Origin of the sequence: Arthrobacter sp. Alg241-R88 (assembly GCF_900537115.1) — a bacterium.
Taxonomy (GTDB): Bacteria; Actinomycetota; Actinomycetes; order Actinomycetales; family Micrococcaceae; genus Arthrobacter.
The window spans coordinates 214,053-240,063 of sequence record NZ_UNRG01000005.1 but is presented as its reverse complement, the minus strand read 5'-3'; the positions used below and the strand labels follow the sequence as shown (position 1 = coordinate 240,063).

Sequence of the window (26,011 nt, the reverse complement as noted above, 5' to 3'; positions counted from 1 at the left end):
CCTGAACCGCACTATGGGCGGGAACCGGAACCGTCATAGTCCAGCCAATGAGACGCCCCGCCCGCGTCCCGGTGAACTATTCGGACAAAGTCAAAATAGGCTAAGCTTTTCCACGGACTACGTCGCAGTGAAGGCGATACGGTGGGACAACGCTAGGTACTGTGCTCGAGGAGCTGAGCTGGATGACGGATCTGATCGATACTACGGAGATGTACCTTCGGACCATTCTGGAGCTCGAGGAAGAGAACATCATTGCCCTCCGCGCCCGGATCGCCGAGCGGCTGCGCCACTCCGGGCCTACCGTCTCCCAAACCATCGGGCGCATGGAGCGGGACGGCCTGGTGGTTGTCTCCGGCGACCGCCACCTTGAGCTGACCGAGACGGGCCGGAAGCGTGCCACCGAAGTAATGCGCAAGCACCGCCTGGCTGAACGCCTTCTCGCCGATGTGATCGGTTTGGACTGGGCATACGTCCACGACGAAGCCTGCCGCTGGGAGCACGTTATGAGCGAGCGGGTGGAACGGCGCATTTATGAACTGCTGAACCATCCCACTGAGTCCCCCTACGGGAATCCGATCCCGGGTCTTGCTGCCCTGGGCGGCGTGCCGTCAATAGGTTTTGCGGACGGCGCCATTAGCCTTTTGGAGGCGATGAAGTCGTACGGTCCTGCCTCGGTGGTGACCATCAGCCGGCTCGCCGAGCCCATCCAGGTAGAGCCTGAACTGCTCTCCCAGCTTGATGAAGGCGGCATCCGGCCGGGTGCGGCTGTGTCACTGGAGCGGGTGGGCGACTATATCTCGGTCCGGGTTCCGGGGATCGAGGGTGCGCTGGAGCTGCCCCCGGAGGTTGCCGCGCACGTGTTCGTGGCGATCCGCTAGAAGAGGCAGAGCGGATGCCATACCCCGTGTGAAGTGCGTTACGCAAAGATAACGGAATTGTTACTTTCGGGCTTAAGCATCTATAGTTGAACCAAGCGTTGATATTAAAGCGTTACCTGATCTGGAGCCGAGCTCTGCCAGCGGATCAGGAGCACGAGTCGTAACTGGCAGAGGCGGGGGAACCACAAGCGGCAGCGGGGGACTGCCTTGGGGTGAAGTCCGTCAGCAGCAAGCCTCTTCCAGTGAAGGATTCCTCCGGGGATATCTCTGTGCCGAAGCTTGCTTACGGCGGACCGGGTCTTTGAACTCTCTGACCCGAATCCGACAGCTAACTTCGCAGGCTTTCCAGAGAGGAACCCTTCTTGACCATGCAGAATTCCAGGGGACGCCGCCGCGCGGCGGTCCCTGCTTCGACACCGCGCGTTGTCGAAGTCATCACCTCGGAACGCCCCCGCGATCCGCACCGTGATGCGCGCCGCCGTCGGGGTCCCTTCCGCCAAATCACTGAGTTCGCTGCTGCCAGCGGCATCGGCCAAAAGGCCGGTATCGCCCTGGCCGCCACCGGACTTGTGCTCACCGTGACCGTGCCGGCCACCAGTCCAGTAATGGCCACGGATGCCTCCGGATCCACTCCTGTCGCGGCGTCCGCTGTTGTGCCCCAGCCGCAGGTTTCCGCGGAAGCGGGCGCCCAGATAGACTTCAGCCGCTCTGCTGTGGTTACCCAGGCAGACCCTGACGGCAAGCTGAAACAGCTGCTCAGTGCCCAGTCCGCCGGCGCCATCACCCGCGCCGCCTCCGCCGGAAGCCTTGGTGCGCCGCTCGCCGCTTTGAGCACTGCTTCACCGTTCGGCTACCGGGTCAGCCCGATCACCGGAGGATCCGGTGACTTCCACCGCGGACAGGACTATGTGGCCCAGTGCGGCACTTCCGTTCTGGCCGCGGCCACCGGAACCGTCACCTTCGCTGGGTGGCACCAGTACGGTGGCGGCAACCGCGTCGTAGTGGATCACGGCAACGGCCTGGAAACCACCTACAACCACCTGTCGTCCTTCAGTGTGAAGGAGGGGCAGACAGTGTCCCGCGGGGACGTTGTGGCCCTCAGCGGGACCACAGGGGCCTCCACCGGCTGCCACCTCCACTTTGAGGTCCAGGTCAACGGCGAAGTTGTTGACCCCACTGGCTGGCTGTAGTCAAGTGACGGTGAGCTATCGAATGAACTTGACCTGCCGTGACCTGAATGTGACATTCACGCAAAACTGCTGTACCGTCTAACTCGCGTCAACTTTTCCGAAGTTGACGCTCTTGTGCGGATTGCCTAACTCTGCCACCGCTCAAGGTCCGTTCGCATTTCATCGTCTGGCAGGGGCGGGGGAACCAATTTTGGTCTTCAGCTTTTTGAAGGCCTTGGGGTTAAGTCGCAAAAGCTTCCCAGGAAGCCGCGCGGCCGGGTGACTCCCATCCGAATCCGACAGCTCACCTCGTAGGCATTGGGAGAGGCTACCTTCGTGTCTTCACGCCATAATTCTGCGCGCCACCGTGCGCAACCGGTTCGTACCAACCCCCTGGACTCCATGTCCAAGGCTGTTAGTGCCAATGCCGGGACAGTAGGTCGCCAGGCTGCAGTCATCGCAGCTGCCTCGGGCCTCATCCTGACCATGGGCCTGCCGGCCAATGCAGCGGACACCACCGCTGGCGTCTCCGCTTCCACGGAATCCGGATCGGCACAAAGCGCCCTCGCTGTCACCGCGGCGCCCACGGCTACCGTCTCCTTCGAGCGTCCCGTGGTCAAGACCACTCCGGCACCTGTTGTTGAGCGGGTAGTTGCGCAGTCCACGGACTCAGACGATGAACAGGGCGTGACCACTGCTTCCACCGCATCGGCCGGCTCCGTTGCGGACAAGGCCGTGGAGACAGTTGCCTCGGCGTCCACTTCCGGAATTGCGGGCCTCGCCTACACCGGCATCGGCCGTCCGTACGTTTGGGGCGGCACCACCCCCAACGGCTGGGACTGCTCAGGCTTCACCCAGTGGGTCTACGCCCAGGCCGGCATCAGCATCCCCCGCGTCAACGCGTGGACTGCAATGAAGCCCACCTCCACGCCGCAGCCGGGTGACCTGGTCATGCAGAACGGCGGAGCGCACGTTGGCATCTACGTCGGCAACGGCATGATGATCAGCGCCCTGAACCCCTCCCAGGGAACGCTGCTGCACTCGGTAGCTGCTACCGGCTCCTCAGCCTTCTTCACTATGAACTAGTTCTTCGACCCCACGGTCCAAGGGCTTTTTCTTTGCCCAAACACGCTCTTCGCTAAATCACCACACATCCCCGTTCGGGGCGTGCCGGCGTACCCCCAAGATGCCGGCGCGTCCAAACACCTTTGGCCGCCCACATGCGGCTTTGAAGGAATCGAAAGAGAGAACTGATGACTACTCGTGCAACCGCACGGCACCGCGCCGAGGCCACCAAGACCAACTCGCTCGCCATCATTGCAAAGGCTGTGGGCGACAACGCCGGCGGCGTAGGACGCCAGGCAGCTGTTATCGCAGCCGCTTCCGGCCTGGTCCTGACCAGCGGCCTCGCCGCGAACGCTGCTGACGCCAACGTCCAGCGTGACTCCGCTCCCGCCTCCACATTGGAAGTTGAATCAACGGTTGAGGCTCCGATCTCCGCTGCTTCCACCATTGCCATCTCCTTCGAGAAGCCTGCTGTAACCACCACGCCGGCCCCCGTTGTGGAAGCTCCGGAGCCCGAGGTGGAGGTCCAGGAAGCCGCTCCGGCGCCTGCTCCGGCCGCAAGGACCGCCGCTGTTGCGAAGGTGACCGCTACGGCTGCGGCTGCAGCAGCCCCCGCCGCTCCTGCCTCGGCAAGTGGAAAGGGTGCAGCCATCCTGTCCGCAGCCTACGCCCAGCTTGGTGTTATGCAGGACTGCACCATGCTGGTGACCAACTCCCTGGCTGCCGTGGGCATCAACTTCCACGACTGGCCCGCAGGCTACCTCTCCTTGGGCCGCACCGTGAGCGCTGCTGAAGCCCAGCCGGGCGACCTGATTTACTACGCCGATGGCGGCGCCGGCATGGCCCACGTGGCTGTCTACGCCGGTAACGGCCAGGCAGTGCACGGCGGCTACAACGGCAACCAAACCGTTGTCTTCAGTGCCAACGTTGGCTCCGGCCCGGTGTTCATCCGCGTGAGCTAATGCTCTCCGGCCTCGGATGCGCGTCTGATCCCTGAACAGGACCCCTGCCCTTGTGGCGGGGGTCCTGTCCGTTAACTCCCGGCATGCTTATAACTCCGTACCACTGCAAGCAGCCATCTGGGCGAGCTGCAGGAGTTCACGAATTCCGCCCGGACACGGCACCGCGTGCTCCAGCATTAGCTGATAGTGCACTTCTTTGTTTACTCTTGTGGTGTCGATCCATAGCCCGGACATGCCGAGGGCAGCCGGCCCTCGTGCCCCTGACGGGTGCGGCCGTGAAGAGGTACGTGCATGCGCACTCTCGTTCTGAATGCTGGATATGAACCGCTGGCGGTTATTACTTTCCGCCGGGCGCTGGTGCTTGTGCTCACGGGCAAGGCGAGCGTTGTGGCCGAAGGGGACGATCCCGTAGTGGGCCCCCAGGAGATCCTGGGCCGCCCGTCCGTGATCCTCCTGAACCGCTACATCCGGCCCAGATATAACCAGTCCACCGCTGTCAGCCGGCGGGGGGTACTTCGACGTGACGGGCACAAGTGTGCTTATTGCGGAAAAGCTGCGCACACCATCGATCATGTTCACCCAAAGTCTCGCGGGGGTGCGGACTCCTGGGAAAACCTGGTGGCTGCCTGCCTGAGGTGCAACAACCTCAAAGGCGACCACACCCCGGCCGAAATGGGCTGGAAGCTGCGGTTTGTCCCTGAGCCGCCGCACGGCACCATGTGGCAGATCAAGGAACTCGAGAAGCCAACACCCGCGTGGGATCCGTTCCTGCTGCCCGAGCGCGCTGCCTGATCCAGCGGATAGGGTGCCCCCGCCGTCCCGGGACTAGGCTGGGGGAGTGGAACAAGACCGGTTGGAGTTCAATGCCCTGATCCTGGCCGGTGGCCGGTCATCCAGGCTGGGCGGCGTACCCAAACAAGGGCTGGTCTTTCACGGTGACACCCTCCTGCAACGGTCGCTGGCTGCCGCGTCAGGGGCGATCTGCACAGTAGTGGTTGGTCCGGACCCAGGCGCGCTCCCCGCAGGGGTGCTCTCCTGCCGCGAGCAGCCGGAGTTTGCAGGGCCGGCCGCCGCGGTGGCTGCCGGTCTGGAGGCACTGGCCCAGGCCGGAAGCGAACGGACCTACACGCTGGTGCTGGCGTGCGACATGCCGAAGGTCTCGGCTGCGGTGGAGGCACTAACGGCAGCACTGGCAGGCGACCCGGGGGCCGATGCAATCATCGCATGCGCCGAAGACGGCAGGGCCCAGCAGCTGGCCGGGTTTTACCGCACGGCCGTGTTAAAAAGGGCCGCCAGGGAACTGGCCTCACGGGGTGCCCTAAACAACAGCTCCATGCGGGCGCTCCTTGCTAGTCTTGACGTGCAGCTTGTTACCGTCCCGGCCGGTTCCACGGCCGATGTGGATACCTGGGATGATGCCGCCGCACTTGGAGTTGACGCCGGAAGCCGGGACGAGGGCCAGGACCGGCGCGGCAGCAATTAAATTGGGAGGCAGTTCGTGAAAAGCCAGGATGAAACGCTGGAGGAATGGTGCAGGTCCCTGCTCCAGGCGTACGAGCTTGAGGACGTCCAGGTGGACGTCAACGCCATCCTCGCCCTCGCGGGTGTAGCCGCCCACTCCGTTGTGCGGCCCGCGGCGCCACTCACCACCTTCATCGCCGGCTACGCCGCCGGTTTAGCCTCAGCGTCCGGACGCAGCACAGATGCCGCGTCGATGGAAGGCGCTTTGGATGTGGCACGTTCCCTGGCTGCGGACTACGATGCTGAAGCCGCCGGGACTCCCGGCGAATGACTGGGGAACCCGGGGAAGAACGGAGTTCAACCGACCTGCCGGAGGCGCCGGAGCACCTGGACCATACGTGGGAAGAAGCCCGGCAGGCAGCTTTTGACGCAGCAACGCCGATCCCTGCCGGGCCGGTTCCCCTGAACCTGGCCCTCGGCCGCACGTTGGAGCAGGACATTGTGGCGTTGCAGGACATGCCCCACTACGCGTCCTCGGCCATGGACGGCTGGGCGGTCAACGGGACCGGGCCATGGATCCTGGCGGAACCAGGCACCCGGCTGGCCCCGCACCAGGCCAGTCCGATCGTCACCGGCGGGCTCATTCCTCCCGGGGCAAAAGCGGTGCTGCGCAGTGAGAGCGCGGTGCTTGGCAAGGACGATGACGGCTTGCCTGTCTTGATGACCGGAGGAAGGGCCAGGCCTGGCGAGCCGCGGAACGGCCAGCACATCCGGAAAGCCGGCGAGGAAGCGCTTGCCGGGGACATCCTGGTCAAGGCAGGAGTGGAACTCAACCCTGCCCATCTGGCAGTGGCTGCCCTTGCCGGCTACGACGAGTTGCAGGTCCAGGGAAAACCCCTGGTCCGGCTCCTGCTGACCGGTGGTGAGGTGATAGGCCAGGGTGTTCCAGATCCCGGCCAGGTGCGGGATACCTTCGGTCCACAATTACCGGCCGTCGTGGGCATGCTGGGAGGAATAGCGGGGGGACAGCAGCGGATTGGGGACTCCTATGGCGAGTGGCTCGCCGCCCTGGAAGACGTGGTGCCGGAGGCGCCGGACGCTCCGGACCTGCCGGCCGACGTCGTTATCACCACTGGCGGGACAGGCCGCTCAGGCACGGACCACCTGCGTCAGGCGGTGGCGGAACTGGGCGGGCGGCTCGTCATCGACGGGATCGCGATGCGGCCAGGCCACCCTGCTGTCCTGGCGGAACTGCCGGACGGCCGCTTTGTACTCGGCCTCCCAGGGAATCCCCTCGCCGCAATGATGGCGCTGTGCACCGTGGGGGCACCGTTGCTCGCCGCGCTTGGTCACGGCAGGCTGCCCGAAATCCACGAAGTGCCCTGCGGAAGCGCCATCGAACCCGATCCGGGGCGCACCCGGCTGATGCCGTTCCGACTCCTCTATGGCATGGCATCTCCGGCGCAGCACACCGGCCCGGGCATGATGCGCGGGTTGGCGTCGGCCGCCGGCGTGATGGTGGTGCCGCCGCACGGGGTCCAGTTCGGCGAGCCGGTGCCGGCGTTTGCGCTGCCCTGGGGGCCACCCATCCCAGCGGTTCCGGAGACTGCGGGCAAAGCCAAGCCGAGGAACCCGGCGCGGCCAGGCAGGACGGCCGGCAAAGCGGCGTCCAGCGGCCCCGTGGACTGGAGCGCGCTTCTTGGCTGACTACGCTCGGTGGCCAGACCGCACTCTGCTGGTATCCCGGTCCGGCAGTTGTCATGATGGACCTATGAAAAGGCAGGGGTGGCTATGGGCCGCGTGACCCAGCGCCGCAAGGTGCACAAGTATGTACTCGACGGTTCTCCGAAGGCCCTGGAGTTCCCGGTAAGGCACCGTGAAGATGTCCTCGCTGTGGAGGAGCCGCTGGAGATCCGATTGGGCCAGCTCTCCTTCTCTGTCACCATGCGGACGCCAGGGGACGACTTTGACCTGGTGGCCGGGTTCCTGGTGTCGGAGGGCATCATTTGGACCTCGGAGCAGCTCGTGTCACTGCGTTTCTGCGCCGGCGAGGATGAAAACGGCGTCCAGACGTTCAATGTGGTTGAGGTCCAGTTGCGGCCCGACGTCACAGTTCCGTCCATTGGCCGCCACATCTACACATCGAGCTCCTGCGGCATTTGCGGGACCGATTCAGTGGAGTCCGTCCAGAAGTCCTCGCACTACAGTCCCGCCGCCGATCCGCTGAGCATCGACGCGGAGCTCCTCGCATCCCTGCCGGGCCTGCTGCGGAAGTCCCAGCGCCTTTTCGAGGATACGGGCGGGGTACATGCGGCCGGGCTGTTCAGGATCCAGGACGACGGCGGCGCAGAGCTTTTGTGCCTCCGCGAGGACGTAGGGCGCCATAACGCCGTGGACAAGGTTGTGGGCTGGGCCTTGCGTGAAGGACTGCTCCCGCTGCGCGGCACCGTCCTCCAGGTATCGGGGCGGGCCTCCTTCGAGCTAGTACAGAAAGCGGCCCTGGCGGGAATTCCCGTGCTGGCTGCCGTCAGCGCTCCCTCCAGCCTCGCTGTTGAACTGGCAGAGGCCAGCGGCTTGACCCTCGCCGGGTTCAGCCGGGGAACAAGCCTCAACATCTACGCGGGGGACCACCGTATTGTCCGGCCCGTCGCCCAGGCTCCCGCGGGCGCGCGGAGCTGACCACCGGATTGCGCCACAGGCCCCACTTTTTTCGGAAACCGCTTTTCCAGGGATGTCATCCGCAGCGATTCGCGAGTAAGCTACCAGCGGGTAGTTTTATCCACCGAATGGACACCATGGTCCACGTTTCCAGCGCTGAAGAGGGCCAACATTGCATGACGACCGCCGGATCACGGAAGTCCGCCTCGAAAGGTTCGTCCGCGAACGCATCAGTCCCGCCGTATACAGCCGGAGCCTTCCCCTGACGCTGAGCAGTTGGGACGTGCCGGACGAACCGGTGCCGGCCCTCGAGGCGATGCGGCAAAAGTTCCAGCCGCAGGAACACGGTGCTCCCTGGGGAAAGCCCTGGGGTACCAAGTGGCTCCGCCTCCAGGGCGAAGTCCCCGAGTTCTGGGGCGCGGGGCCGGACACCACTATCGAAGTGGTGGTTGACCTCGGCTTCACCATCGAAGTGCCCGGCTTCCAGTGCGAGGGAATCGCCTGGCGCGCCGACGGCACCATCATCAAGGCCGTATCACCCCGGAACCAGTACATCCCGCTGAAGCTCCTGGGAGGGGGCATGGCGGTGGACTTCTATGTGGAGGCCGCCGCCAACCCCGATGTCGCCCAAGGCTGGACTTTCGCGCCTACGCCCTATGGGGACAAGTCAACGGCCGGAACAGCACCGCAGTACAGGCTGGGAACCATCTCCATCGCGGAGTTGAACCAGACCGTTTGGGAACTCCAGCAGGACATCTGGACCCTGTCCGGGCTGATGGCCGTACTTCCCTGGGAGCTGCCGCGGCGGCACGAGATCCTCCGGGCACTTGAGCGCATGATGGATGTGATGGACCCTGACGACGTTGCCGGGACCGCCGCAGCCGGACGCGAAGCCCTCGCCGAGGTGCTGGCCAGGCCGGCCTATTCTTCCGCCCACCAGCTCGTTGCCACCGGGCATGCCCACATCGACTCCGCGTGGCTTTGGCCCGTCCGCGAAACCATCCGCAAATGCGCCAGGACGTTCTCCAACGTAGTTGCCCTGATGGATGAATACCCCGATTTCGTTTTCTCCTGCTCATCTGCCCAGCAGTTCGCCTGGATCAAGGAGTTCTACCCTGAACTTTTTGGCCGGATCCGGGAAAAGGTGCGTGCAGGGCAATTCGTGCCGGTTGGCGGCATGTGGGTGGAATCTGACACCAACATGCCCGGCGGCGAGGCCATGGCACGGCAGTTTGTGGAGGGGAAGAGCTTCTTCCTGGCCGAATTCGGCGTCGACTGCCGGGAAGCCTGGCTGCCGGACTCCTTCGGATACTCGGCGGCCCTGCCGCAAATCGTCAAGTCCGCCGGCAGCCGGTGGTTCCTCACCCAAAAAATCTCCTGGAACCAGACCAACAGGATGCCGCACCATACTTTCAACTGGGAGGGAATCGACGGCACCAGGCTCTTCACCCACTTCCCGCCGGTGGACACCTACAATTCCCAGCTCAGCGGACGCGAGCTGGCCCACGCCGAGCGGAACTACCGTGACCATGGCCGCGGCTCGGTGTCGCTGGTGCCCTTCGGCTACGGCGACGGCGGCGGCGGCCCCACGCGGGAAATGCTGGCTGCGGCTGCCAGGACAGCGGACCTTGAAGGCTCGCCGAAGGTAAGGATCGGATCCGCGGAGAGCTTCTTCCGGCAGGCTGAGGACGAATATTCCTCCCTGCCCGTGTGGGTGGGCGAGATGTATCTCGAACTGCACCGCGGCACCTACACCAGCCAGGCCAGGACCAAGAAGGGCAACCGGCGCAGTGAACACCTGCTGCGCGAGGCAGAACTGTGGTGCACCACGGCCGCAGTCCGGACAGAAGGCTCGTTTGCCTATCCCGCTGCCGAGCTCAAGAGGCTGTGGCGGCTGGTGCTGCTGCATCAGTTCCATGACATCCTTCCCGGCAGTTCCATCGCCTGGGTCCACCAGGACGCCGAACGCAATTACCAGGCCATCGAATCCGCCCTCGAAGCTTTGATCGCGCAGGCTGCCAGGGCAGTCCTAGGCACAGGGGAGCGGCAGTTCCTGTTGAACGCCGCGCCGCATGCCCGCGACGGCGTGCCGGCACTGGCAGCGGGCGAGCCGGTGGGGTCACCGCTACCGGCCCGTGCCGCAGCCCGGGACGCCGGCTTCGTTTTGGACAACGGCATCATCCGGGCAGTGCTGGACGCGGACGGTTTGCTCACCTCGCTTCGGGACTACGCGAGCGGCCGTGAGGCGATTGCCCCGGGGGAGCGCGGCAACCTGCTGGAACTGCACCGTGACACCCCCAACGAGTGGGACGCCTGGGACATTGACGAGTTCTACCGCCGCAACGTCACAGCGTTGACCTGCGCGGAGTCGGTGCGCCTCGCGGAGCACGACGGTGAAGCTGCTGTTGTGGTGGAGCGGATGGCCGGATCCTCTGCCATTACCCAGCGCATCAGCCTCGCCGCCGGAAGCCCCTCGCTTTCCATCACCACTTCCGTGGACTGGCAGGAGCGGGAAAAGCTGTTGAAGCTTGGCTTCGCCCTGGACGTACGGGCGGACCGGTCGGCGGCGGAGACGCAGTTCGGGCACGTCTTCCGCCCCACCCACATCAACACGTCCTGGGAAGCGGCCAAGTTTGAAATCTGCGCGCACCGCTGGATCCACGTGGCCGAGCCGGGCTACGGCGTCGCAGTTTCGAACTCGTCCACCTATGGTCATGACGTCACCAGGAGCATCAGGGAGGCCGACGGCGGCACCACCACCACCGTGCGTATGTCGCTTTTGCGCGCCCCGAAGTTCCCGGATCCGGACGCAGACCGCGGACACCACGAGCTGACAGTCACTATCCGGCCGGGTGCTGACATCGCCGACGCCGTCCAGGAAGGTTACCGGACGAACCTCGTACCGCGGCTCGTCACTGGCGCCGCGCCGGTGGAGCCGCTGTTTTCCGTGTCAAACCCTGCCCTGGTCATCGAGGCGGTAAAGCTGGCGGAGGACGGCTCCGGGGATGTGGTTGTCCGGTTGTACGAGTCGTTGGGGCAGCGCTCGGCGGGACGGCTCGCAGCGAACTTCCCGGTTCAGCAGGTCGAAGCCGTCGACTTGCTGGAGCGCCCCGTGCAGGCGTCCGGCGTCGAAGCCGGGCCCGAGGGAACGGAGCTGCTCCTGCGGCCGTTCCAGTTGGTCACGCTGCGGTTTGTGCGCACTCGCGCCTAGCATCCCGGCTTAGCCTCGTGCTTTCTGGAAAAGGGCAGAAAGGGCCCTTAAATGGCTGAGTGGGGGCGGTCCCCAACGGCCGCCACCACTCATCCCCCCAAAGCATGCAAAGGCCCCCGGGAGCCACATCGTTCAAGAAAGTATCCCCGTTCGAAAACGCCCCGGGCTCCCACCTTCACACATTCATGATTGTTTCACACTCTAATGAATTTGTGAAAGCCGAAAAGGTTACGTTTCGGTAGATGTCCTTTTCGGCTTGTTGTTCCTGCTGCTTCTAACCCTGGCTACCCAGATCAGCGCCAGGCCGAGGACGAAACAGAGCACTGCTGTGTAGTTGACGATGAATTTGCCTGCAGACCACTCCACCGGCACCAGGGGGAACAGGAGGGTCAGGGCAATAGCAACTCCACCTACGGCCAAAAGCGCGGCGGCTAGCCGGACCAGAACCGGCAGCCTGCTCTGCGCTGCGCGCACCATCGCTGGAAGCAGCACCAGGGAGACATACGAGGGATAGGCCCGTCCGGCTGCACCGTAGTACTCCACCAGGACACCGTGACGGTGGTCCTTCGCGGAGACGGCCCCCAAACCGGCGGAGGAACCTGCAGTGTCCATCAGGAAGAAGACACCGAGCATCAGCAGGGAAACCACCAGCAGGACGGCCAGGCCAATCCTTCCCGTGATGAGCCGATAACCATGCTCGGCTCCGAACCCGCGCGTGACCCGGATGCCAACAAAATAAATGGCCGCGAAAATGATGAAGCGCAACAGCAGATTGGCGAGGTTGACGCCTCCCAAAGCCGTGTCAATGGCGACGTAGGGAGCCTCGATGCTCAGAAGGATGGCCGCGGTCATCAGGGCGAAGATGTAAAAAAGCGACCTGTTCTCTCCCCGGACGGCGCTGGGCACCCGGGCTGCGGCAATTAGGCCGCAGATGGCCAGCGTTGACCACTGAAGGGTTTCGATCATCCCAGGTTCTCCCAAATCTTTTCCGTCTGCGCTTGGTCCTGCTCCTGGCGCCGCAGCACCTTGCCCAGTGCCTGCAGCCTGTCGCCGGCCAGGACCGCGAGGTCGCCATCGGACAGGCTGTCCAGTGCTGCCTGCCGTGCGCCCGGAAGCCACCCTGCCTCTTCCTCCGTAACCAGGCCCGTGGCCACCAGGCCATCGGTTAGGCCAACACCTGCTGCGACAGCCGTGGCAACCGCCAGCCCGGCTGACAGCCGGTTGGCGGACAACTGCGCGGAATAGTTCTGCGGTGCGATGCCGGTGGCGGCGGAAACACGGTGCCGCAGCTCGCCGTCGTCAATGGCATCAACCCAGTTCCTGACGGACGTGGCGTGCGGCGCCGGCGACAGTACGGGCCCTTCACCGCCCGGTGGCCCGGCCGGGTCCATCCCCGGACGCGCCAGCATAGCGCGCAGGAGGTCGGCAGTTGAGATCTGGCTTACCAGCTCGCAGCGCGTAGGCGGCTGCTGGGGACCGGCCAGTTCCCGGTAGGGCTCGAAGTCAGCCAAAGCCGCAACCGGGTTGATGTTGTAGGCGCGGCTGATGCTGACCACTGTGCTTACCGAGACTTTTCCACGGACAAGCTGCTGGGCCAGGGTGGTCCGCTTGATCCCGGAAATCCTGCAGACGTCTGCCGTGCTGGCGTCCGGCGCAATGCCTTGCAGCCAGCGCTGGAACGCCTTGGCGGGGAGGGTCATAGGGGGCTCTCTGGAGAACGGGTGGTTTGTCGATTTTAGCCTGATGTCACCGACGCCGATTTTACCCGCCTGCATGTTTCGACTATGCTTGATGGTCGAGCCCGTTGGTCCGTACACCCCCCAAGTCCGGACCAGCGGGTTCTTTTATGTCCGGGCTCCGGGCGCCGTCCTCCTGCCGGAATGCGAGAGGCTTTGCGGGCCGGGAAGCGCCAGAACTGCTGCGCGCTCCGGCGAAAGGATGGACACCATGACTGCGACCCTTGTGGCAAAGGATGTTTCCGGCGGCCACGACCACCGGCTGCTCTTTTCCCAACTTTCCCTCACCGTTGCCCCCGGCGATGTTGTAGGTGTGGTGGGTGCCAACGGTGCCGGCAAATCCACCCTGCTCCGCCTCCTCGCAGGCGTCGACCAGCCGCAGGACGGCAATGTCAGCCTTGCTCCGGCCGACGCCTTCGTGGGGTGGCTTCCCCAGGAGCACGAGCGGATCCCCGGTGAATCAGTTGCCGCGTACATTGCCCGCAGGACCGGCTGCGCCGAGGCCACGGCGGAGATGGAATCCACAGCAGAGGCGCTTGGCTCCGGCGCGCCCGGTGCCGATGACGCCTACGCGCGGGCTTTCGACCGCTGGATGGCTTCCGGTGCTGCTGACCTTGACGACCGCATCCCCGCCGTACTGGCCGAATTGGGCCTGGAGACCGGGGCAGACGCTGAAATGACAGGTTTGTCCGGCGGCCAGGCAGCGCGGGTGGCGCTTGCAGCCCTGCTGCTCAGCCGGTTCGACGTGGTCCTCCTGGATGAGCCCACCAACGATCTTGACCTTGCCGGACTCGCGAAGCTCGAGGACTTTGTCCGCGGGTTGCGAGGCGGCGTTGTCCTGGTGAGCCACGACAGGGAGTTCCTGGCGCGCTGCGTCACCACGGTAGTGGAACTGGACCTGGCGCAGAACTCCGTCGCCGTTTACGACGGCGGCTATGACGCCTTCCTCGAAGAACGTGCAGTGGCCCGGCGCCACGCACGCGAGAAGTATGAGGAGTTCGCCGCCACCAAGGCGGACCTGGTGTCACGGGCAAGGACGCAGCGGGAATGGAGCTCGCAGGGCGTCCGGAACGCCATGAAGAAGAACCCGGACAACGACAAGATCCGCCGCGCCGCCAGCTCCGAGTCCTCCGAGAAGCAGGCCCAGAAGGTGCGGCAGATGGAATCCCGGATTGCCCGGCTGGAGGTGGTGGACGAGCCCCGGAAGGAATGGCAGCTCCAGTTCTCCATCGGCAAGGCGCCGCGTTCAAGCGCCGTGGTGGCCACCCTCCGCGACGCGGTGGTCCGGCAGGGCACCTTCACCCTCGGCCCGGTCAACCTCCAGCTCAATGCGGGGGAGCGGATCGGGATTACGGGTCCCAACGGCGCAGGCAAGTCCACCCTGCTGCGCCTTCTTTTGGGCGACCTCGCACCGGAGTCCGGCAGCGCTGCCATGGGCGCTTCGGTGGCCGTCGGCGAGATCGACCAGGCCCGCGGGCTGCTTGCAGGCCATCTTGCCCTGGCGGACGCCGTTGAGGCCGTCCTGGTGGACCTGAACCCGGCAGACGTCCGGACCCTGCTTGCGAAGTTCGGCCTCAAGGCGGACCACACTGCCCGTACAGTCGATTCGCTGTCGCCGGGCGAACGGACCAGGGCTGCCCTGGCACTGCTGCAGGCTCGCGGCGTGAACCTGCTTGTCCTGGATGAGCCGACAAACCACCTTGACCTTCCGGCCATCGAACAGCTCGAGGAGGCGCTGGAAAGCTACGACGGCGCCCTCCTGCTGGTGACGCACGACCGGAGGCTGCTGGAGAACGTGCGGCTGGATGTACGTTGGCATGTTGGGAACGGAATGGTAGAGGAGCAGCAGCAATGAGCATGGAAGGGGTGGCCTGGAACTCCCTGTACAAGATCACCCGGGCCAAGAGCGGTTCGAAGCCGTTCTCCAAGGCAACCCTGAAGCGTGTCCTCGGATTTGCCCGGCCGCACCGCGGCAAACTGCTTGCCTTTGTGGCGTTGTCCATTGTGATGGCAGTCCTCGCTGTGGCCACCCCCGTCCTCGCAGGGCAGGTGGTGGACGCGATCGTGGCCAAGGCCGCCGCGGAGGAGGTGGTCCGCCTTGCCGTGCTCATCGCCGTCGTGGCTGTAGCCGAAGCAGGCCTTGGCCTGGTAAGCCGCTGGCTCTCCTCCACCATCGGTGAGGGCGTGATCGTGGATCTGCGCACCCGGGTCTTCGACCACGTGCAGAAGATGCCCATCGCGTTCTTCACCCGCACCCGCACCGGAGCCCTGGTCAGCCGCCTGAACAACGATGTCATCGGCGCCCAGTCCGCGTTCGCCGGCACCCTCTCCGGCGTGGTCAGCAACGTGGTGGCACTGGTCCTCACGCTCATCGTTATGCTCGGCACGTCCTGGCAGGTGACACTCCTGGCCATGCTCCTGCTGCCGGTCTTCCTCATCCCCGCGCGGCGGATGGGCTCCAAACTCGCCGACCTGCGCCGAGAGGCGGCAGAGCACAATGCAGCCATGGGCACCCAGATGACGGAGCGCTTCTCCGCCCCCGGCGCCACCCTGGTCAAGCTCTTCGGCCGCCCGGACGAGGAATCCCGCGAGTTCGCCGTCCGCGCCGGCCGCGTGCGCGACATCGGCGTCCGGACCGCGATGCTGCAGTTCACCTTCGTGACAGCCCTGACGCTGGTCTCCGCGCTCGCCCTCGCCCTGGTGTACGGGCTGGGTGGTTGGTTCGCCATTACCGGCCAGCTGGCGGCAGGCGACGTTGTGGTGCTGGCCCTGCTTCTCACCCGGCTGTATGCCCCGCTGACGGCCCTGTCCAATGCCCGGGTGGAGATCATGAGTGCCCTGGTGAGCTTCGAGCGGGTCTTTGAAATCCTGGACCTCAAACCCCTGATCCAGGAGAAACCCGGCGCTGTAGCTGTTCCGCCCGGGCCAGTCTCGGTGGAGTTCGACGACGTCCGCTTCGCCTATCCTTCCGCTGACAAGGTTTCACTGGCCTCCCTGGAGGAGGTGTCCACGCTGGACACCCGCGGCGGGGAGGAAGTGCTGCACGGCATCAGCTTCCGCGTCGAACCAGGCCAGACGGTGGCACTGGTGGGATCCTCCGGTGCCGGGAAATCGACTATCGCCCAACTGCTGGCCCGGCTCTACGACGTGGACTTTGGCGCCGTGCGCCTGGGCGGAACCACTGCCGGAACCGGGCTGGACCTGCGCGACGCCACCTTTGACTCGCTGCGGGACACCCTGGGCATGGTGACGCAGGACGGCCACCTCTTCCACGAAACCATCGCCTCCAACCTCCGGCTCGCAAAGCCCGATGCCACGGAAGCGGACATGTGGGAGGCCATCCGGCAGGCGCGGCTTGAAGCCATGATCCGCTCCCTGCCCGATGGACTGGACACGGTGGTGGGTGAACGCGGCTACCGGCTCTCCGGTGGCGAAAGGCAACGGCTCACCATCGCCCGGCTGCTCATCGCCCAGCCCCGCGTGGTCATCCTCGATGAGGCGACGGCCGCGCTGGACTCCACCAACGAGGCCGCCGTGCAGGCTGCCTTGGGCGCCGCACTCGAGGGGCGCACCGCCGTCGTCATCGCACACCGCTTGTCCACTGTCCGTGCCGCTGACGCAATCCTCGTGGTGGAGGACGGCCGGATTGTGGAGCGGGGCACCCACACCGAACTCCTGGCCGCTGACGGCCGCTACGCCGAGCTATACCGGACGCAGTTTGCCGAAGCCACGGCAGTGGCCCAGGAAGCAGTTCCCGAGTTTTAGCCTTCCGTCCACACGGTGTGAGCCCTGGCCGCGAGTTCCGGCAGGATGTGCTCGGTCAGCAGCGGTGCGAGGTCCTGCGGCAGTTCGCCGCCGGGTTCCAGCCAGCGGATCTCCGCTATCTCGGCGGATGGATGGGCGTCCCATGTGCCCGGCGCCAGGAACACGGTGGCTTCGATGTCCGTGGCGGCCTCGTTTGCGGCGTCCGCAATCCAGACGCCCATCAGTTGCAGGTCGGCTGGATCAAGGACAATGCCCACCTCTTCGGCCAGTTCCCGCGCTGCAGCCTGCACGGCCGTTTCCCAAACTTCGGGCTTGCCGCCGGGGTGCATAAACATGGAGGTGCCGCGCTTCCGCACGGTCAGGAGGCGGCCGGCGTTGTCGAAGACGCAGACGGCGGAGACCACGATGCGGTTTTTCATGCGTCCTGCTCCTGCCGCACCAGGCGCGAGCTCAGCAGGAGGTCCTTCCGCGGCCCCTGCACGTCCCAGCTGTAGCTGAAGCTGCGGGGGCCCTCGTAGGAGTACGTTACGCGGTACGTGTCGGGAGCGCACCAGTGCTGGTCCAGGTTGGCCTCCGGCGTGAAGCTCATGGTGTGGAAAGGGCGTCCGTCCGGGAAGAGTACGTCCAGGGCATCGGGCCGGTCCGTGGTCTTCAACAGGTATTCCCGGGAGGCGGGGCCGGTGAAGGTGGGCCAGCGCACGGTGCCTTCCTCCCGGAGGGCCAGGCCGCCGTCGTCCGTGGGGACAAAATGCACGACGCCGGAGAAGGTTCCGCGGGTGCCGTTCGTCCGGTCCAGCAGGTCCCGCTGGACGGTCCACTGCCCGGCGTGCCCATTTGCCGTTCGGCCGAGCAGGTAGGAGCGGAGATTGAACTCCGCAGAAGAAGGAAAGTTCAAGTGCCCTCGATTGGAATCGAACCAACGACACCGGCTTTAGGAGAGCCGTGCTCTATCCACTGAGCTACGAGGGCGGGCATCCGATGGATCGGCAAGGCCGGTCCGGCCGGACACGGATACAAGCATACAAGGTGCGGAGCCGTACTACGCTCAAAGCATGAGTTCAGCGCCGTCCGCCGCCCAATCCGTGGCGTTCATCCCGGACACCACCTCCACCCGGCAGTACATCGGTGCCTGGTCCGTGCTCAGCGTGCTGCAGTATTTTGCGGCGGAGGCGGCGGTGATTGGCGCCTGGGCCGGTCCCCGGCCCTATGACCTGCGCACCGGCTACATCAGCGACCTCGGGGCCATCAACTGCGGCGTCTTTGACGGCCGGGAGGTGTGTTCCCCGCTGAACTGGCTGATGAACGCATCGTTCGTGGTCCAGGGGCTGGGGATGCTGCTGGGGGCGCTGCTCCTGAGCTCGGGGCTGCTGTGTGTGGCTGCCCTGGCCGGCGCCCGGGTCCGGCCGGGCCGTCGGGCACCTTGGCTGGCCGCGGTGGCCGTGCGGGTGCTGACAGGAACGGCGGGAGCCGGAACGGTGATTGTGGGACTGGTGCCGGAGGATGTTGGCTCCGGCTGGCACATGGCCGGCGCAGTCATGTACTTCATTGCCGGGGCGGTCGCCCTGTTGGTCCTGGGTTTCCTCTGGCTGCGGAAGACAGCGATGGCCTGGTTCATCCTGGCCTGCGGCACCGTGTCCGCTGCCGCCCTGGTAACGGGCGGCCTGACCGGCATGCATGTGCCGGAACCAGGCACCCTGGAGCGGCTTATGGGCTACCCGGTGACCGTGGGGATGGCCACCGCCGGTTTGGTTATAGCGCAGCGGGTGCATCGGCACCGGAAGCAGGTCAGGGCTGCTGCCGCAGTTGGCCAGCGGCTTTAGGCTTCGTGGTCTCTGGGCTTCCGCGCCCGCAGAAGCACCGCCGCAGCCCCGGCCAGCAGGCTCAGGACCAGCAGGACCCAGCCGGCGACGGTGAGGCCTGAGGCCAGGGCGACCTGGCCGGCGTCAGGCGTTTCCGTTGCCAGCATGCCGTCGATGGCGGCGTTGCCCCAAAGCCGGGCCACCACAAACAGCAGGGGGAGCGCCCACAAAGCCCAGCGCACGGCTTTCCTGGCCACGCTCGTCCCGATCAGCAGCAGCCAGGTGAACCCGAAGATCAGCGGGAACAGGGTGCCGGCCGTCTTGTGGACGTAGTTGAGCTGGCCGCGGGCTTCCTCATTCATGGCCGGGTGCAGCTGGTTGATGTAGGCCGGGTCGAACCCGCCGACCAGCGAATCCGGCATGGCCAGGCCGCCGGAGAGCTGCCGCAGCTGGTCAAGCGTCAGCAGGTGGAGGTACCAGAACAGGAACAGGCTGGCCACCACGCCGGCGATCAGGATGAGGTTGCCGTTGTTTTCGGCCTTCTGCGGCGTGCGTGCCGTGGTGGGATTGACCACGGGCGGGAGGTGGTGCTGCGGGACAGCCGCCTTGGAGCCGTGCTTCTTGATCCGCTGGGCAGGGGTTTTGGCCATGGCACCATTATCCCGCCCCATAAACTGAAGCCATGACCATTGGCCGGCACAGTGCTGTTGAACTCGACCCCTCCTTGGACGACTACCAGCTGGCTGCAGCCCTGGTCCGCGAAGCCGGGCAGCTGGCGCTGCTCATGCGGATGGCAGGCCTGCAGTCGGAGCAGAAGACGTCCATCTCGGATGTGGTGACCGCTGCGGACCACGCCGCCGAGGCCTACGTGCTGGAACAGCTGCAGCGCTGCCGTCCCGCGGACGGGATCCTCGGGGAGGAAGGCGCCTCGGTGCACGGGACCAGCGGACGCACCTGGGTCATCGACCCTGTGGACGGCACCTACAACTTCCTGCATGGATCCACGTACTGGTGCTCGGCCATCGCGCTGAAGGATTCCTCCGACGTGGTGCTCGGTGCCATTTTCCAGCCGGAGGAAGACAAGCTCTGGCTGGGCGGCAGGGCGCATCCTTCCACCCTGAATGGCGAACCCCTGACGGTGTTCCACGAGGACAGAGGGGCGCGCAACGGCACTGCCGTAGCCGAGCTCGGGGCTGCCACCTACATCCACCCCAGTTGGCTCATGGACCCACTCTGCGCCATGCCCTGGCATGCGGCTGCCACCTCTGCCGCCGCCTTGCGGATGCTCGGTTCGGGCTCCTGCGACCTCGGCCGGGTAGCTGACGGGCAGCTCGGATGTTGGTTCCAGCACAGCTGCCCGGAGTGGGACTGGCTGCCGGGAAAGGCAATCGTCCGTGCGGCCGGCGGTGCGGTGGATACTGTCCGGGTGAACGGCCTGGAATGGTTTATGGCAGGCGGCACGACGGCGGTGCGCCAGTTGCGCGCCGCGCTCGAGTCCGGCTCGGTGGCCTAGAAACCGGCGCCAGCTTGAACACGTAATCCACAGGCTGGAAGGAGGTGTCGGTCCCACCGCCTAGACTTGTAGGCACCATGGATATGTTGTTTGACCCGTACTCTGACGGACCTTTCAAGGCCGCTCCCGCGGCCGCTGCCCGCACCAAGGCCCGCCCGGAAGGTGTCGTAACCTCGGCCGGTCCCGGCGGTGGCCTGCCCTGGGAGAGCCAGCCGGGCCCCGGGTTGCCTGGCAGCCGGCAGGAGGAGGGGGAGCAGGGACAGGTGCGCCGCCACAGCAGCCACCGCCCGGATGCGGCGCAGCTGCTGGAGGGTTTGAACCCGCAGCAGGAGGAGGCGGTCAAACACGCCGGTTCCGCACTGCTGATCGTGGCTGGCGCAGGGTCGGGCAAAACCCGGGTGCTCAGTAACCGGATCGCCTACCTGATCGCCACCGGCCGGGCCCACCACGGTGAAATCCTCGCCATCACCTTCACCAACAAGGCCGCGGCTGAAATGCGGGAACGCATTGAAGTGCTGGTGGGCGGCCGCGCCAAGATCATGTGGATCTCCACGTTCCACTCGTCCTGCGTCCGGATCCTCCGGCAGGAAGCCGCCAACGTCGGGCTGAAATCCAACTTCTCCATCTACGATTCCGCAGACTCGCTCCGGCTGGTCACGCAGGTCTCCAAAGCGCTGGACCTGGATCCCAAGAAGTTTGCGCCCAAGGCCATCCAGCACAAGATTTCCGCGCTGAAGAACGAACTGATCGATGCCGATTCGTACTCCTCCGCCGCGAACTACAACGATCCTTTCGAACAGGCCGTAGCCGAGGTCTTCAAGGGCTATACCCAGCGGCTGCGCCAGGCCAACGCCATGGACTTCGACGACCTCATCGCCGAGACCGTCTACATGTTCCGTGCCTTTCCGGCGCTCGCCGAGTCCTACCGCCGCCGGTTCCGGCACGTCCTGGTAGATGAATACCAAGACACCAACCACGCCCAGTACGCGTTGGTCCGGGAAATCGTGGGGGAAGGCCCGGGAGCGTCCGAGCTTACCGTGGTGGGCGATTCGGACCAGTCCATCTACGCTTTCCGCGGCGCGGATATCCGCAACATCGTGGAGTTCGAAAAGGACTACCCCGAGGCACGGACCATCAAGCTGGAGCAGAACTACCGCTCCACCCAGAACATCCTCACCGCGGCCAACTCGGTCATTTCGCGAAACCCCAACCGCCCCGAGAAGCGGCTGTGGACGGCCGAAGGTGATGGCCACAAAATCATCGGCTACGTGGGCGAGAACGAGCACGACGAGGCCCAGTTCATCGCCAAGGAGATTGACCGGCTCCAGGATGAGGACAACCTCCGCCCGGGGGATGTTGCTATCTTCTACCGCACCAACGCCCAGTCGCGCTCCATCGAAGACGTTCTGGTCCGGGTTGGCCTGCCGTACAAGGTGGTGGGCGGCACGCGCTTCTACGAGCGCAAGGAAATCAAGGACGCCCTCGCCTACCTTCGCGTCCTGGTTAACCCGGACGACGACGTCAACCTCCGCCGGGTGCTCAACGAACCTAAGCGCGGCATCGGAGACCGCGCCGAGGGAGCTGTCGCCGCCCTCGCCCAGCGTGAGCGCATTTCGTTCATGGCAGCAGCCCGCCGTGCCGAGCAGGCGCCGGCGATGGCAACCCGTTCCGTCAACGCGGTCCTCGGCTTTGTGAAGCTGCTGGATGACCTCGCTGAAGTGGCCGCGGGCTCAGGCGCCGCAGCGGCCCTTGAAGCAGTCCTGGAGCAGACCGGTTACCTGGCCGCGCTGCGCGCCAGCACTGATCCCCAGGACGAGTCCAGGGTGGAGAACCTCGCGGAACTCGTGGCCGTTGTGCGTGAGTATGAGCAGGAGAACCCGGAAGGGTCTCTGTCTGCTTTCCTGGAGCAGGTCTCACTGGTGGCGGATGCCGACCAGATCCCCGATGCCCCCGGTGGTGACGCCGAGGACACTGCTGCCGCCGTGGCGGAGGCCAAGCGGCTGGGAGTGGTCACGCTGATGACCCTGCACACCGCCAAGGGGCTCGAATTTCCCGTGGTATTCCTTACCGGCATGGAGCATGGACTGTTCCCGCACCAGCGCTCGGCCACGGACCCGAAGGAACTGGCCGAAGAACGCCGGCTCGCCTATGTGGGCCTTACCCGGGCCCGCAAACGGCTTTATGTCACGCGTTCCGAGGTCCGGAGCATGTGGGGTCAGAGCCAGTACAACCCCGCCAGCCAATTCCTGGAGGAAATCCCCGCCGAACTGGTGGAATGGAAGCGTGAAGGAACCAGCAGGCAGGCCGGCGGCTGGGGCGGCGGATCCATCGGTTCGAACCGGTACAGCGGATCCTTCTGGGGCGCCGGAACAGCCCGAGGGGCAGCGGCTGATTCGTCGGCCGGGTTCAACGCAGATGTCCCGGCCGTCATTGCCCGGAACCGGGTGCAGCCGCAGAAGGAGATCGTTGCGGTCAGCGTGGGGGACAAGGTCAACCACGCGAGCTTCGGTAACGGAACCGTCCTGGCGCTCGAGGGAGCGGGGGACAAGACTGTGGCAAAGGTAAAGTTCGACGTCGGTGAAAAGCGGTTGCTGCTGCGGTACGCGCCGCTCACCAAGCTCGACGCCTAGCAGCGAAAGCGGAACCGCGAAGGCCCCATTGCTCCAGGTGAGCCGGCGCCATACAGCATAATGGGGGCCATGCGACGGACTGTTCTGGGGATCTTCGCCGCCTTGATTTTGACGGCGGCCACGGCCTGCACCATCACCATCGAAGATCCGGGTTACGTCCCGCCTGCACCGCTGCCGCCGCTGGAACAGCTGGAACGGGCGGCGCTGGTGAGCCCCGAAGGATTTTCGATCGGTGACGGGATTATCTCCTTCATCACGGAAGACCGCAGCGTGGCTTGTTCCCTCACGTCGGCCCGGGGTGAGCACGTCAACCTCCCTTACGAGCCCAACAACTTCAGCGATACCGCCAACAACAAGCTCGCAACCGTGCCCGTGGCGCATTGTGAACTCGCCCGGTACCCCAAGCCGGAGCAGGGTGACGCCAAGGACGACTGTGCTGGAACCAACCTGGGCTATTTGGGCGGCGTCGCGGTACTGGCCCCGGACAGCGCACGCTACGGAGAATGCCGTTCCGGCGTCACACAAATGGAAGCAACGTATGGCCCCAACGGCAGCAAGGCCGGTCCCCTGGCCCAGTTGCAGGTGCTGGGGGAGGGGCAGAACCTCGAAGGGAACGGACTTCGCTGTTCGGCCTACAACGGTGGCGTGGCATGCGGAAACGTGTCCGCCGGAGTCGGATTCTTTGTTTCACCGGAGCGTTACGAGTTGATTTCCAGGTCCGCCGAAAGTGCCTCCCCGGCACCGCCGGAGGCCTCAAAAACCCCGTAATTCCGCGGTTTTTCTACGCTCCATAGAATAGTGTCCTTACTCACATAAGCGGTAGTCTTGGACGGGCCGGTCCCTTCAAAGGACTAGAGTTCCCAGTGGAGCATCACGCCGCGTGGCTCGTTTCCAACAGGCCGCCGGTGCGTGCAATTCCGCAGCCCGGTCATCGTCTTCGATGGTGTCCGACTGTACAGAAACTACTTCGACGTAGAAGGACACTAAACCGTGGACCTGTTTGAATACCAGGCGCGCGATATGTTCGAGGCGCACGGTGTACCCGTGCTTGCCGGCATCGTGGCGCACACCCCAGAAGAAGCAAAGGCAGCTGCCGATAAGATCGGCGGCGTAACTGTCGTCAAGGCACAGGTCAAGGTTGGCGGCCGCGGCAAGGCCGGCGGCGTAAAGGTGGCAAAGTCCGCGGACGAGGCACTTGAGCACTCCACCAACATCCTGGGCATGGACATCAAGGGCCACACCGTCAACAAGGTGATGATCGCCCAGGGTGCCGACATTGCCGAGGAATACTACTTCTCCGTCCTTCTGGACCGGGCCAACCGCAACTACCTGGCCATGTGCTCGGTTGAAGGCGGCATGGAAATCGAACAGCTCGCCGTCGAACGCCCCGAGGCGCTCGCCAAGATCGCCATCGACCCCGCCGTGGGCATCGACCAGGCCAAGGCCGACGAAATCGTCGCAGCCGCAGGCTTCGCTGAGGAACTCCGCGGCAAGGTGGCCGCCGTGATCCTCAAGCTCTGGGACGTCTTCAAGAAGGAAGACGCCACCCTCGTTGAGGTCAACCCGCTCGTCAAGACCGGCGCCGGCGAGATCGTCGCGCTGGACGGCAAGGTCACCCTCGACGAAAACGCCGAATTCCGCCACGCCAAGCACGCACTCCTCGAGGACAAGGACGCTGCTGACCCGCTTGAGGCCAAGGCCAAGGCGCAGGACCTGAACTACGTCAAGCTGGACGGCGAAGTGGGCATCATCGGCAACGGCGCCGGCCTGGTCATGTCCACCCTGGACGTTGTTGCCTACGCCGGTGAAAACCACGGCAACGTCAAGCCCGCCAACTTCCTGGACATCGGCGGTGGAGCGTCCGCCGAGGTCATGGCCGCAGGCCTTGACGTCATCCTGGGCGATGAGCAGGTCAAGTCCGTGTTCGTGAACGTCTTCGGCGGCATCACCGCGTGTGACGCCGTCGCCAAGGGCATCGTGGGTGCGCTGGCCGAGCTGGGCCACAACGCGAACAAGCCGCTGGTAGTCCGCCTCGACGGCAACAACGTTGAGGAAGGCCGCCGCATCCTGGCCGAGGCGAACCACCCGCTGGTTACCCTGGCCGCAACCATGGACGAGGGCGCCGACAAGGCCGCCGAGCTCGCCAACGCAGCTAAGTAAAGGGACAGCCACATGTCTATCTATCTGAACAAAGACTCCAAGGTCATCGTCCAGGGCATCACCGGCGGCGAAGGCACCAAGCACACCGCCCTGATGCTGAAGGCCGGCACCAACATCGTCGGCGGCGTGAACGCCCGCAAGGCCGGCACCACGGTCCTGCACGGCGACAAAGAAATCACCGTCTTCGGCACCGTCAAGGAAGCCATGGCAGAAACCGGCGCTGACGTCTCCATCGTCTTCGTGCCGCCGGCATTCACCAAAAGCGCGGTCGTAGAAGCCATCGAGGCAGGCATCGGCCTCGTCGTCGTTATCACCGAAGGCGTGCCGGTCCAGGACTCCGCCGAATTCTGGGCCCTCGCCCAGGCCACGGTGGACGCGGAGGGCAACCAGGTCACCCGCATCATCGGCCCGAACTGCCCCGGCATCATCACTCCGGGCGAAGCCCTGGTGGGAATCACCCCGGCGAACATCACGGGCAAGGGCCCCATCGGCCTGGTTTCCAAGTCTGGAACCCTGACCTACCAGATGATGTACGAGCTGCGCGACCTCGGCTTCTCCACCGCCATCGGCATCGGCGGTGACCCGATCATCGGCACCACCCACATCGACGCCCTGGCCGCGTTCGAGGCCGACCCTGAGACCAAGGCGATCGTGATGATCGGCGAAATCGGCGGCGACGCCGAAGAGCGTGCGGCGGACTTCATCAAGGCCAACGTCACCAAGCCGGTTGTTGGCTACGTCGCCGGCTTCACGGCTCCCGAAGGCAAGACCATGGGCCACGCCGGCGCCATCGTCTCCGGCTCTGCCGGAACCGCCCAAGCCAAGAAGGAAGCCCTTGAGGCTGCAGGCGTCAAGGTCGGCAAGACGCCGTCCGAAACCGCCAAGCTGCTGCGCGAGGTTTTCGCAGCCCTCTAACAGCTCAGTTAGAACAAACGCGGGGTCACTTCCCGCCCTTTCCACACGCGTGGATGGGCACGGAGTGACCCCGCGTTGCTGTTTAAAGT

At 65.1% G+C, this 26,011-nt stretch carries 23 protein-coding genes, 1 tRNA gene and 2 riboswitches; of the genes, 18 read left to right on the top strand and 6 right to left on the bottom strand.

What is annotated here, in order from left to right:
- Nucleotides 1-182: 182 nt before the first annotated feature.
- The 10 genes from G6R19_RS13320 to G6R19_RS13280 all read left to right on the top strand — a co-directional run bounded on the left by G6R19_RS13320 (nucleotide 183) and on the right by G6R19_RS13280 (nucleotide 11,404).
- On the top strand, nucleotides 183-878 hold the full coding sequence (locus G6R19_RS13320) for a metal-dependent transcriptional regulator (RefSeq protein WP_163165666.1): 696 nt from the start codon (nucleotides 183-185) through the stop codon (nucleotides 876-878).
- A gap of 115 nt (nucleotides 879-993) precedes the next feature.
- Nucleotides 994-1,236, top strand: a riboswitch (cyclic di-AMP (ydaO/yuaA leader).
- Nucleotides 1,237-1,246: 10 nt separating this feature from the next.
- Nucleotides 1,247-2,068, top strand: a complete 822-nt coding sequence (locus G6R19_RS13315) for a M23 family metallopeptidase (RefSeq protein WP_163165799.1) — start codon at nucleotides 1,247-1,249, stop codon at nucleotides 2,066-2,068.
- A 112-nt stretch (nucleotides 2,069-2,180) separates the two neighbouring features.
- Nucleotides 2,181-2,379, top strand: a riboswitch (cyclic di-AMP (ydaO/yuaA leader).
- Nucleotides 2,380-2,449: 70 nt separating this feature from the next.
- Nucleotides 2,450-3,133, top strand: a complete 684-nt coding sequence (locus G6R19_RS13310; protein ID WP_163165664.1) for a C40 family peptidase — start codon at nucleotides 2,450-2,452, stop codon at nucleotides 3,131-3,133.
- A 167-nt stretch (nucleotides 3,134-3,300) separates the two neighbouring features.
- The gene (locus tag G6R19_RS13305; protein ID WP_163165662.1) at nucleotides 3,301-4,074 is read left to right on the top strand and encodes an NlpC/P60 family protein; all 774 of its coding nucleotides are present in this window, start codon (nucleotides 3,301-3,303) and stop codon (nucleotides 4,072-4,074) included.
- Nucleotides 4,075-4,365: 291 nt separating this feature from the next.
- Entirely contained in the window at nucleotides 4,366-4,866 is a 501-nt protein-coding gene (locus tag G6R19_RS13300; RefSeq protein ID WP_163165660.1) for an HNH endonuclease, read from the top strand.
- A 46-nt stretch (nucleotides 4,867-4,912) separates the two neighbouring features.
- Entirely contained in the window at nucleotides 4,913-5,557 is a 645-nt protein-coding gene (locus G6R19_RS13295; protein ID WP_240341877.1) for an NTP transferase domain-containing protein, read from the top strand.
- A 15-nt stretch (nucleotides 5,558-5,572) separates the two neighbouring features.
- Entirely contained in the window at nucleotides 5,573-5,866 is a 294-nt protein-coding gene (locus G6R19_RS20250) for a DUF6457 domain-containing protein (protein ID WP_205484411.1), read from the top strand.
- Nucleotides 5,863-7,242: a molybdopterin molybdotransferase MoeA gene (locus G6R19_RS13290; RefSeq protein ID WP_163165658.1), complete on the top strand. Its 1,380-nt coding sequence runs from the start codon at nucleotides 5,863-5,865 to the stop codon at nucleotides 7,240-7,242. The genes G6R19_RS20250 and G6R19_RS13290 overlap by 4 nt, the downstream gene beginning before the upstream one ends.
- Nucleotides 7,243-7,326: 84 nt before the next feature.
- Nucleotides 7,327-8,214, top strand: coding sequence for a formate dehydrogenase accessory sulfurtransferase FdhD (fdhD, locus tag G6R19_RS13285; RefSeq protein ID WP_163165656.1), 888 nt, complete (start codon nucleotides 7,327-7,329; stop codon nucleotides 8,212-8,214).
- Between the two features lie 151 nt (nucleotides 8,215-8,365).
- Complete coding sequence (locus G6R19_RS13280; protein WP_163165654.1) at nucleotides 8,366-11,404, top strand: glycoside hydrolase family 38 C-terminal domain-containing protein; 3,039 nt, start codon at nucleotides 8,366-8,368, stop codon at nucleotides 11,402-11,404.
- A 228-nt stretch (nucleotides 11,405-11,632) separates the two neighbouring features.
- Here the strand turns inward: G6R19_RS13280 and G6R19_RS13275 are convergent, their stop codons facing one another.
- Both G6R19_RS13275 and G6R19_RS13270 read right to left on the bottom strand, forming a co-directional pair.
- Nucleotides 11,633-12,370: a hypothetical protein gene (locus G6R19_RS13275; RefSeq protein ID WP_163165652.1), complete on the bottom strand. Its 738-nt coding sequence runs from the start codon at nucleotides 12,368-12,370 to the stop codon at nucleotides 11,633-11,635.
- Entirely contained in the window at nucleotides 12,367-13,104 is a 738-nt protein-coding gene (locus G6R19_RS13270) for a hypothetical protein (RefSeq protein WP_163165650.1), read from the bottom strand. Before G6R19_RS13270 ends, G6R19_RS13275 begins: the two co-directional genes overlap by 4 nt.
- Nucleotides 13,105-13,351: 247 nt before the next feature.
- Between G6R19_RS13270 and G6R19_RS13265 the strand changes: the two genes are divergently transcribed.
- Together G6R19_RS13265 and G6R19_RS13260 are read left to right on the top strand one after the other, a co-directional pair.
- A complete protein-coding gene (locus G6R19_RS13265; protein ID WP_163165648.1) occupies nucleotides 13,352-14,995 on the top strand; it encodes an ABC-F family ATP-binding cassette domain-containing protein in 1,644 nt (547 codons plus the stop codon).
- The gene (locus G6R19_RS13260) at nucleotides 14,992-16,905 is read left to right on the top strand and encodes an ABC transporter ATP-binding protein (protein WP_163165646.1); all 1,914 of its coding nucleotides are present in this window, start codon (nucleotides 14,992-14,994) and stop codon (nucleotides 16,903-16,905) included. Before G6R19_RS13265 ends, G6R19_RS13260 begins: the two co-directional genes overlap by 4 nt.
- Here G6R19_RS13260 and G6R19_RS13255 read toward each other — a convergent pair.
- The 3 genes from G6R19_RS13255 to G6R19_RS13245 all read right to left on the bottom strand — a co-directional run bounded on the left by G6R19_RS13255 (nucleotide 16,902) and on the right by G6R19_RS13245 (nucleotide 17,874).
- Nucleotides 16,902-17,324, bottom strand: coding sequence for an NUDIX domain-containing protein (locus tag G6R19_RS13255; protein ID WP_163165644.1), 423 nt, complete (start codon nucleotides 17,322-17,324; stop codon nucleotides 16,902-16,904). The two genes, G6R19_RS13260 and G6R19_RS13255, sit on opposite strands and share 4 nt — an antisense overlap.
- Entirely contained in the window at nucleotides 17,321-17,800 is a 480-nt protein-coding gene (locus tag G6R19_RS13250; RefSeq protein ID WP_240341876.1) for a DUF6314 family protein, read from the bottom strand. Before G6R19_RS13250 ends, G6R19_RS13255 begins: the two co-directional genes overlap by 4 nt.
- 1 nt (nucleotide 17,801) lies before the next feature.
- Nucleotides 17,802-17,874: transfer RNA gene (locus G6R19_RS13245), tRNA-Arg, on the bottom strand.
- A gap of 83 nt (nucleotides 17,875-17,957) precedes the next feature.
- On the opposite strand from G6R19_RS13245, the gene G6R19_RS13240 reads away from it, so the two are divergent.
- Entirely contained in the window at nucleotides 17,958-18,725 is a 768-nt protein-coding gene (locus G6R19_RS13240) for a DUF998 domain-containing protein (protein ID WP_163165642.1), read from the top strand.
- Here G6R19_RS13240 and G6R19_RS13235 read toward each other — a convergent pair.
- Nucleotides 18,722-19,354, bottom strand: coding sequence for a hypothetical protein (locus tag G6R19_RS13235; protein ID WP_163165640.1), 633 nt, complete (start codon nucleotides 19,352-19,354; stop codon nucleotides 18,722-18,724). The genes G6R19_RS13240 and G6R19_RS13235 overlap by 4 nt on opposite strands.
- 32 nt (nucleotides 19,355-19,386) lie before the next feature.
- Here G6R19_RS13235 and G6R19_RS13230 point away from each other — a divergent pair, with 32 nt between their 5' ends.
- The 5 genes from G6R19_RS13230 (at nucleotide 19,387) to sucD (ending at nucleotide 25,922) form a co-directional block, all read left to right on the top strand.
- Complete coding sequence (locus G6R19_RS13230; protein ID WP_163165638.1) at nucleotides 19,387-20,217, top strand: inositol monophosphatase family protein; 831 nt, start codon at nucleotides 19,387-19,389, stop codon at nucleotides 20,215-20,217.
- A gap of 77 nt (nucleotides 20,218-20,294) precedes the next feature.
- Nucleotides 20,295-22,847 (top strand): DNA helicase PcrA, encoded by a 2,553-nt coding sequence (gene pcrA / locus G6R19_RS13225; protein ID WP_163165636.1) that lies wholly within the window; start codon nucleotides 20,295-20,297, stop codon nucleotides 22,845-22,847.
- A 60-nt stretch (nucleotides 22,848-22,907) separates the two neighbouring features.
- Nucleotides 22,908-23,615, top strand: coding sequence for a hypothetical protein (locus G6R19_RS13220; RefSeq protein WP_163165634.1), 708 nt, complete (start codon nucleotides 22,908-22,910; stop codon nucleotides 23,613-23,615).
- Between the two features lie 222 nt (nucleotides 23,616-23,837).
- Nucleotides 23,838-25,007, top strand: coding sequence for an ADP-forming succinate--CoA ligase subunit beta (sucC, locus tag G6R19_RS13215; RefSeq protein ID WP_163165632.1), 1,170 nt, complete (start codon nucleotides 23,838-23,840; stop codon nucleotides 25,005-25,007).
- 12 nt (nucleotides 25,008-25,019) lie between these two features.
- Nucleotides 25,020-25,922 (top strand): succinate--CoA ligase subunit alpha, encoded by a 903-nt coding sequence (gene sucD / locus G6R19_RS13210; protein WP_163165630.1) that lies wholly within the window; start codon nucleotides 25,020-25,022, stop codon nucleotides 25,920-25,922.
- Nucleotides 25,923-26,011 lie beyond the last annotated feature (89 nt).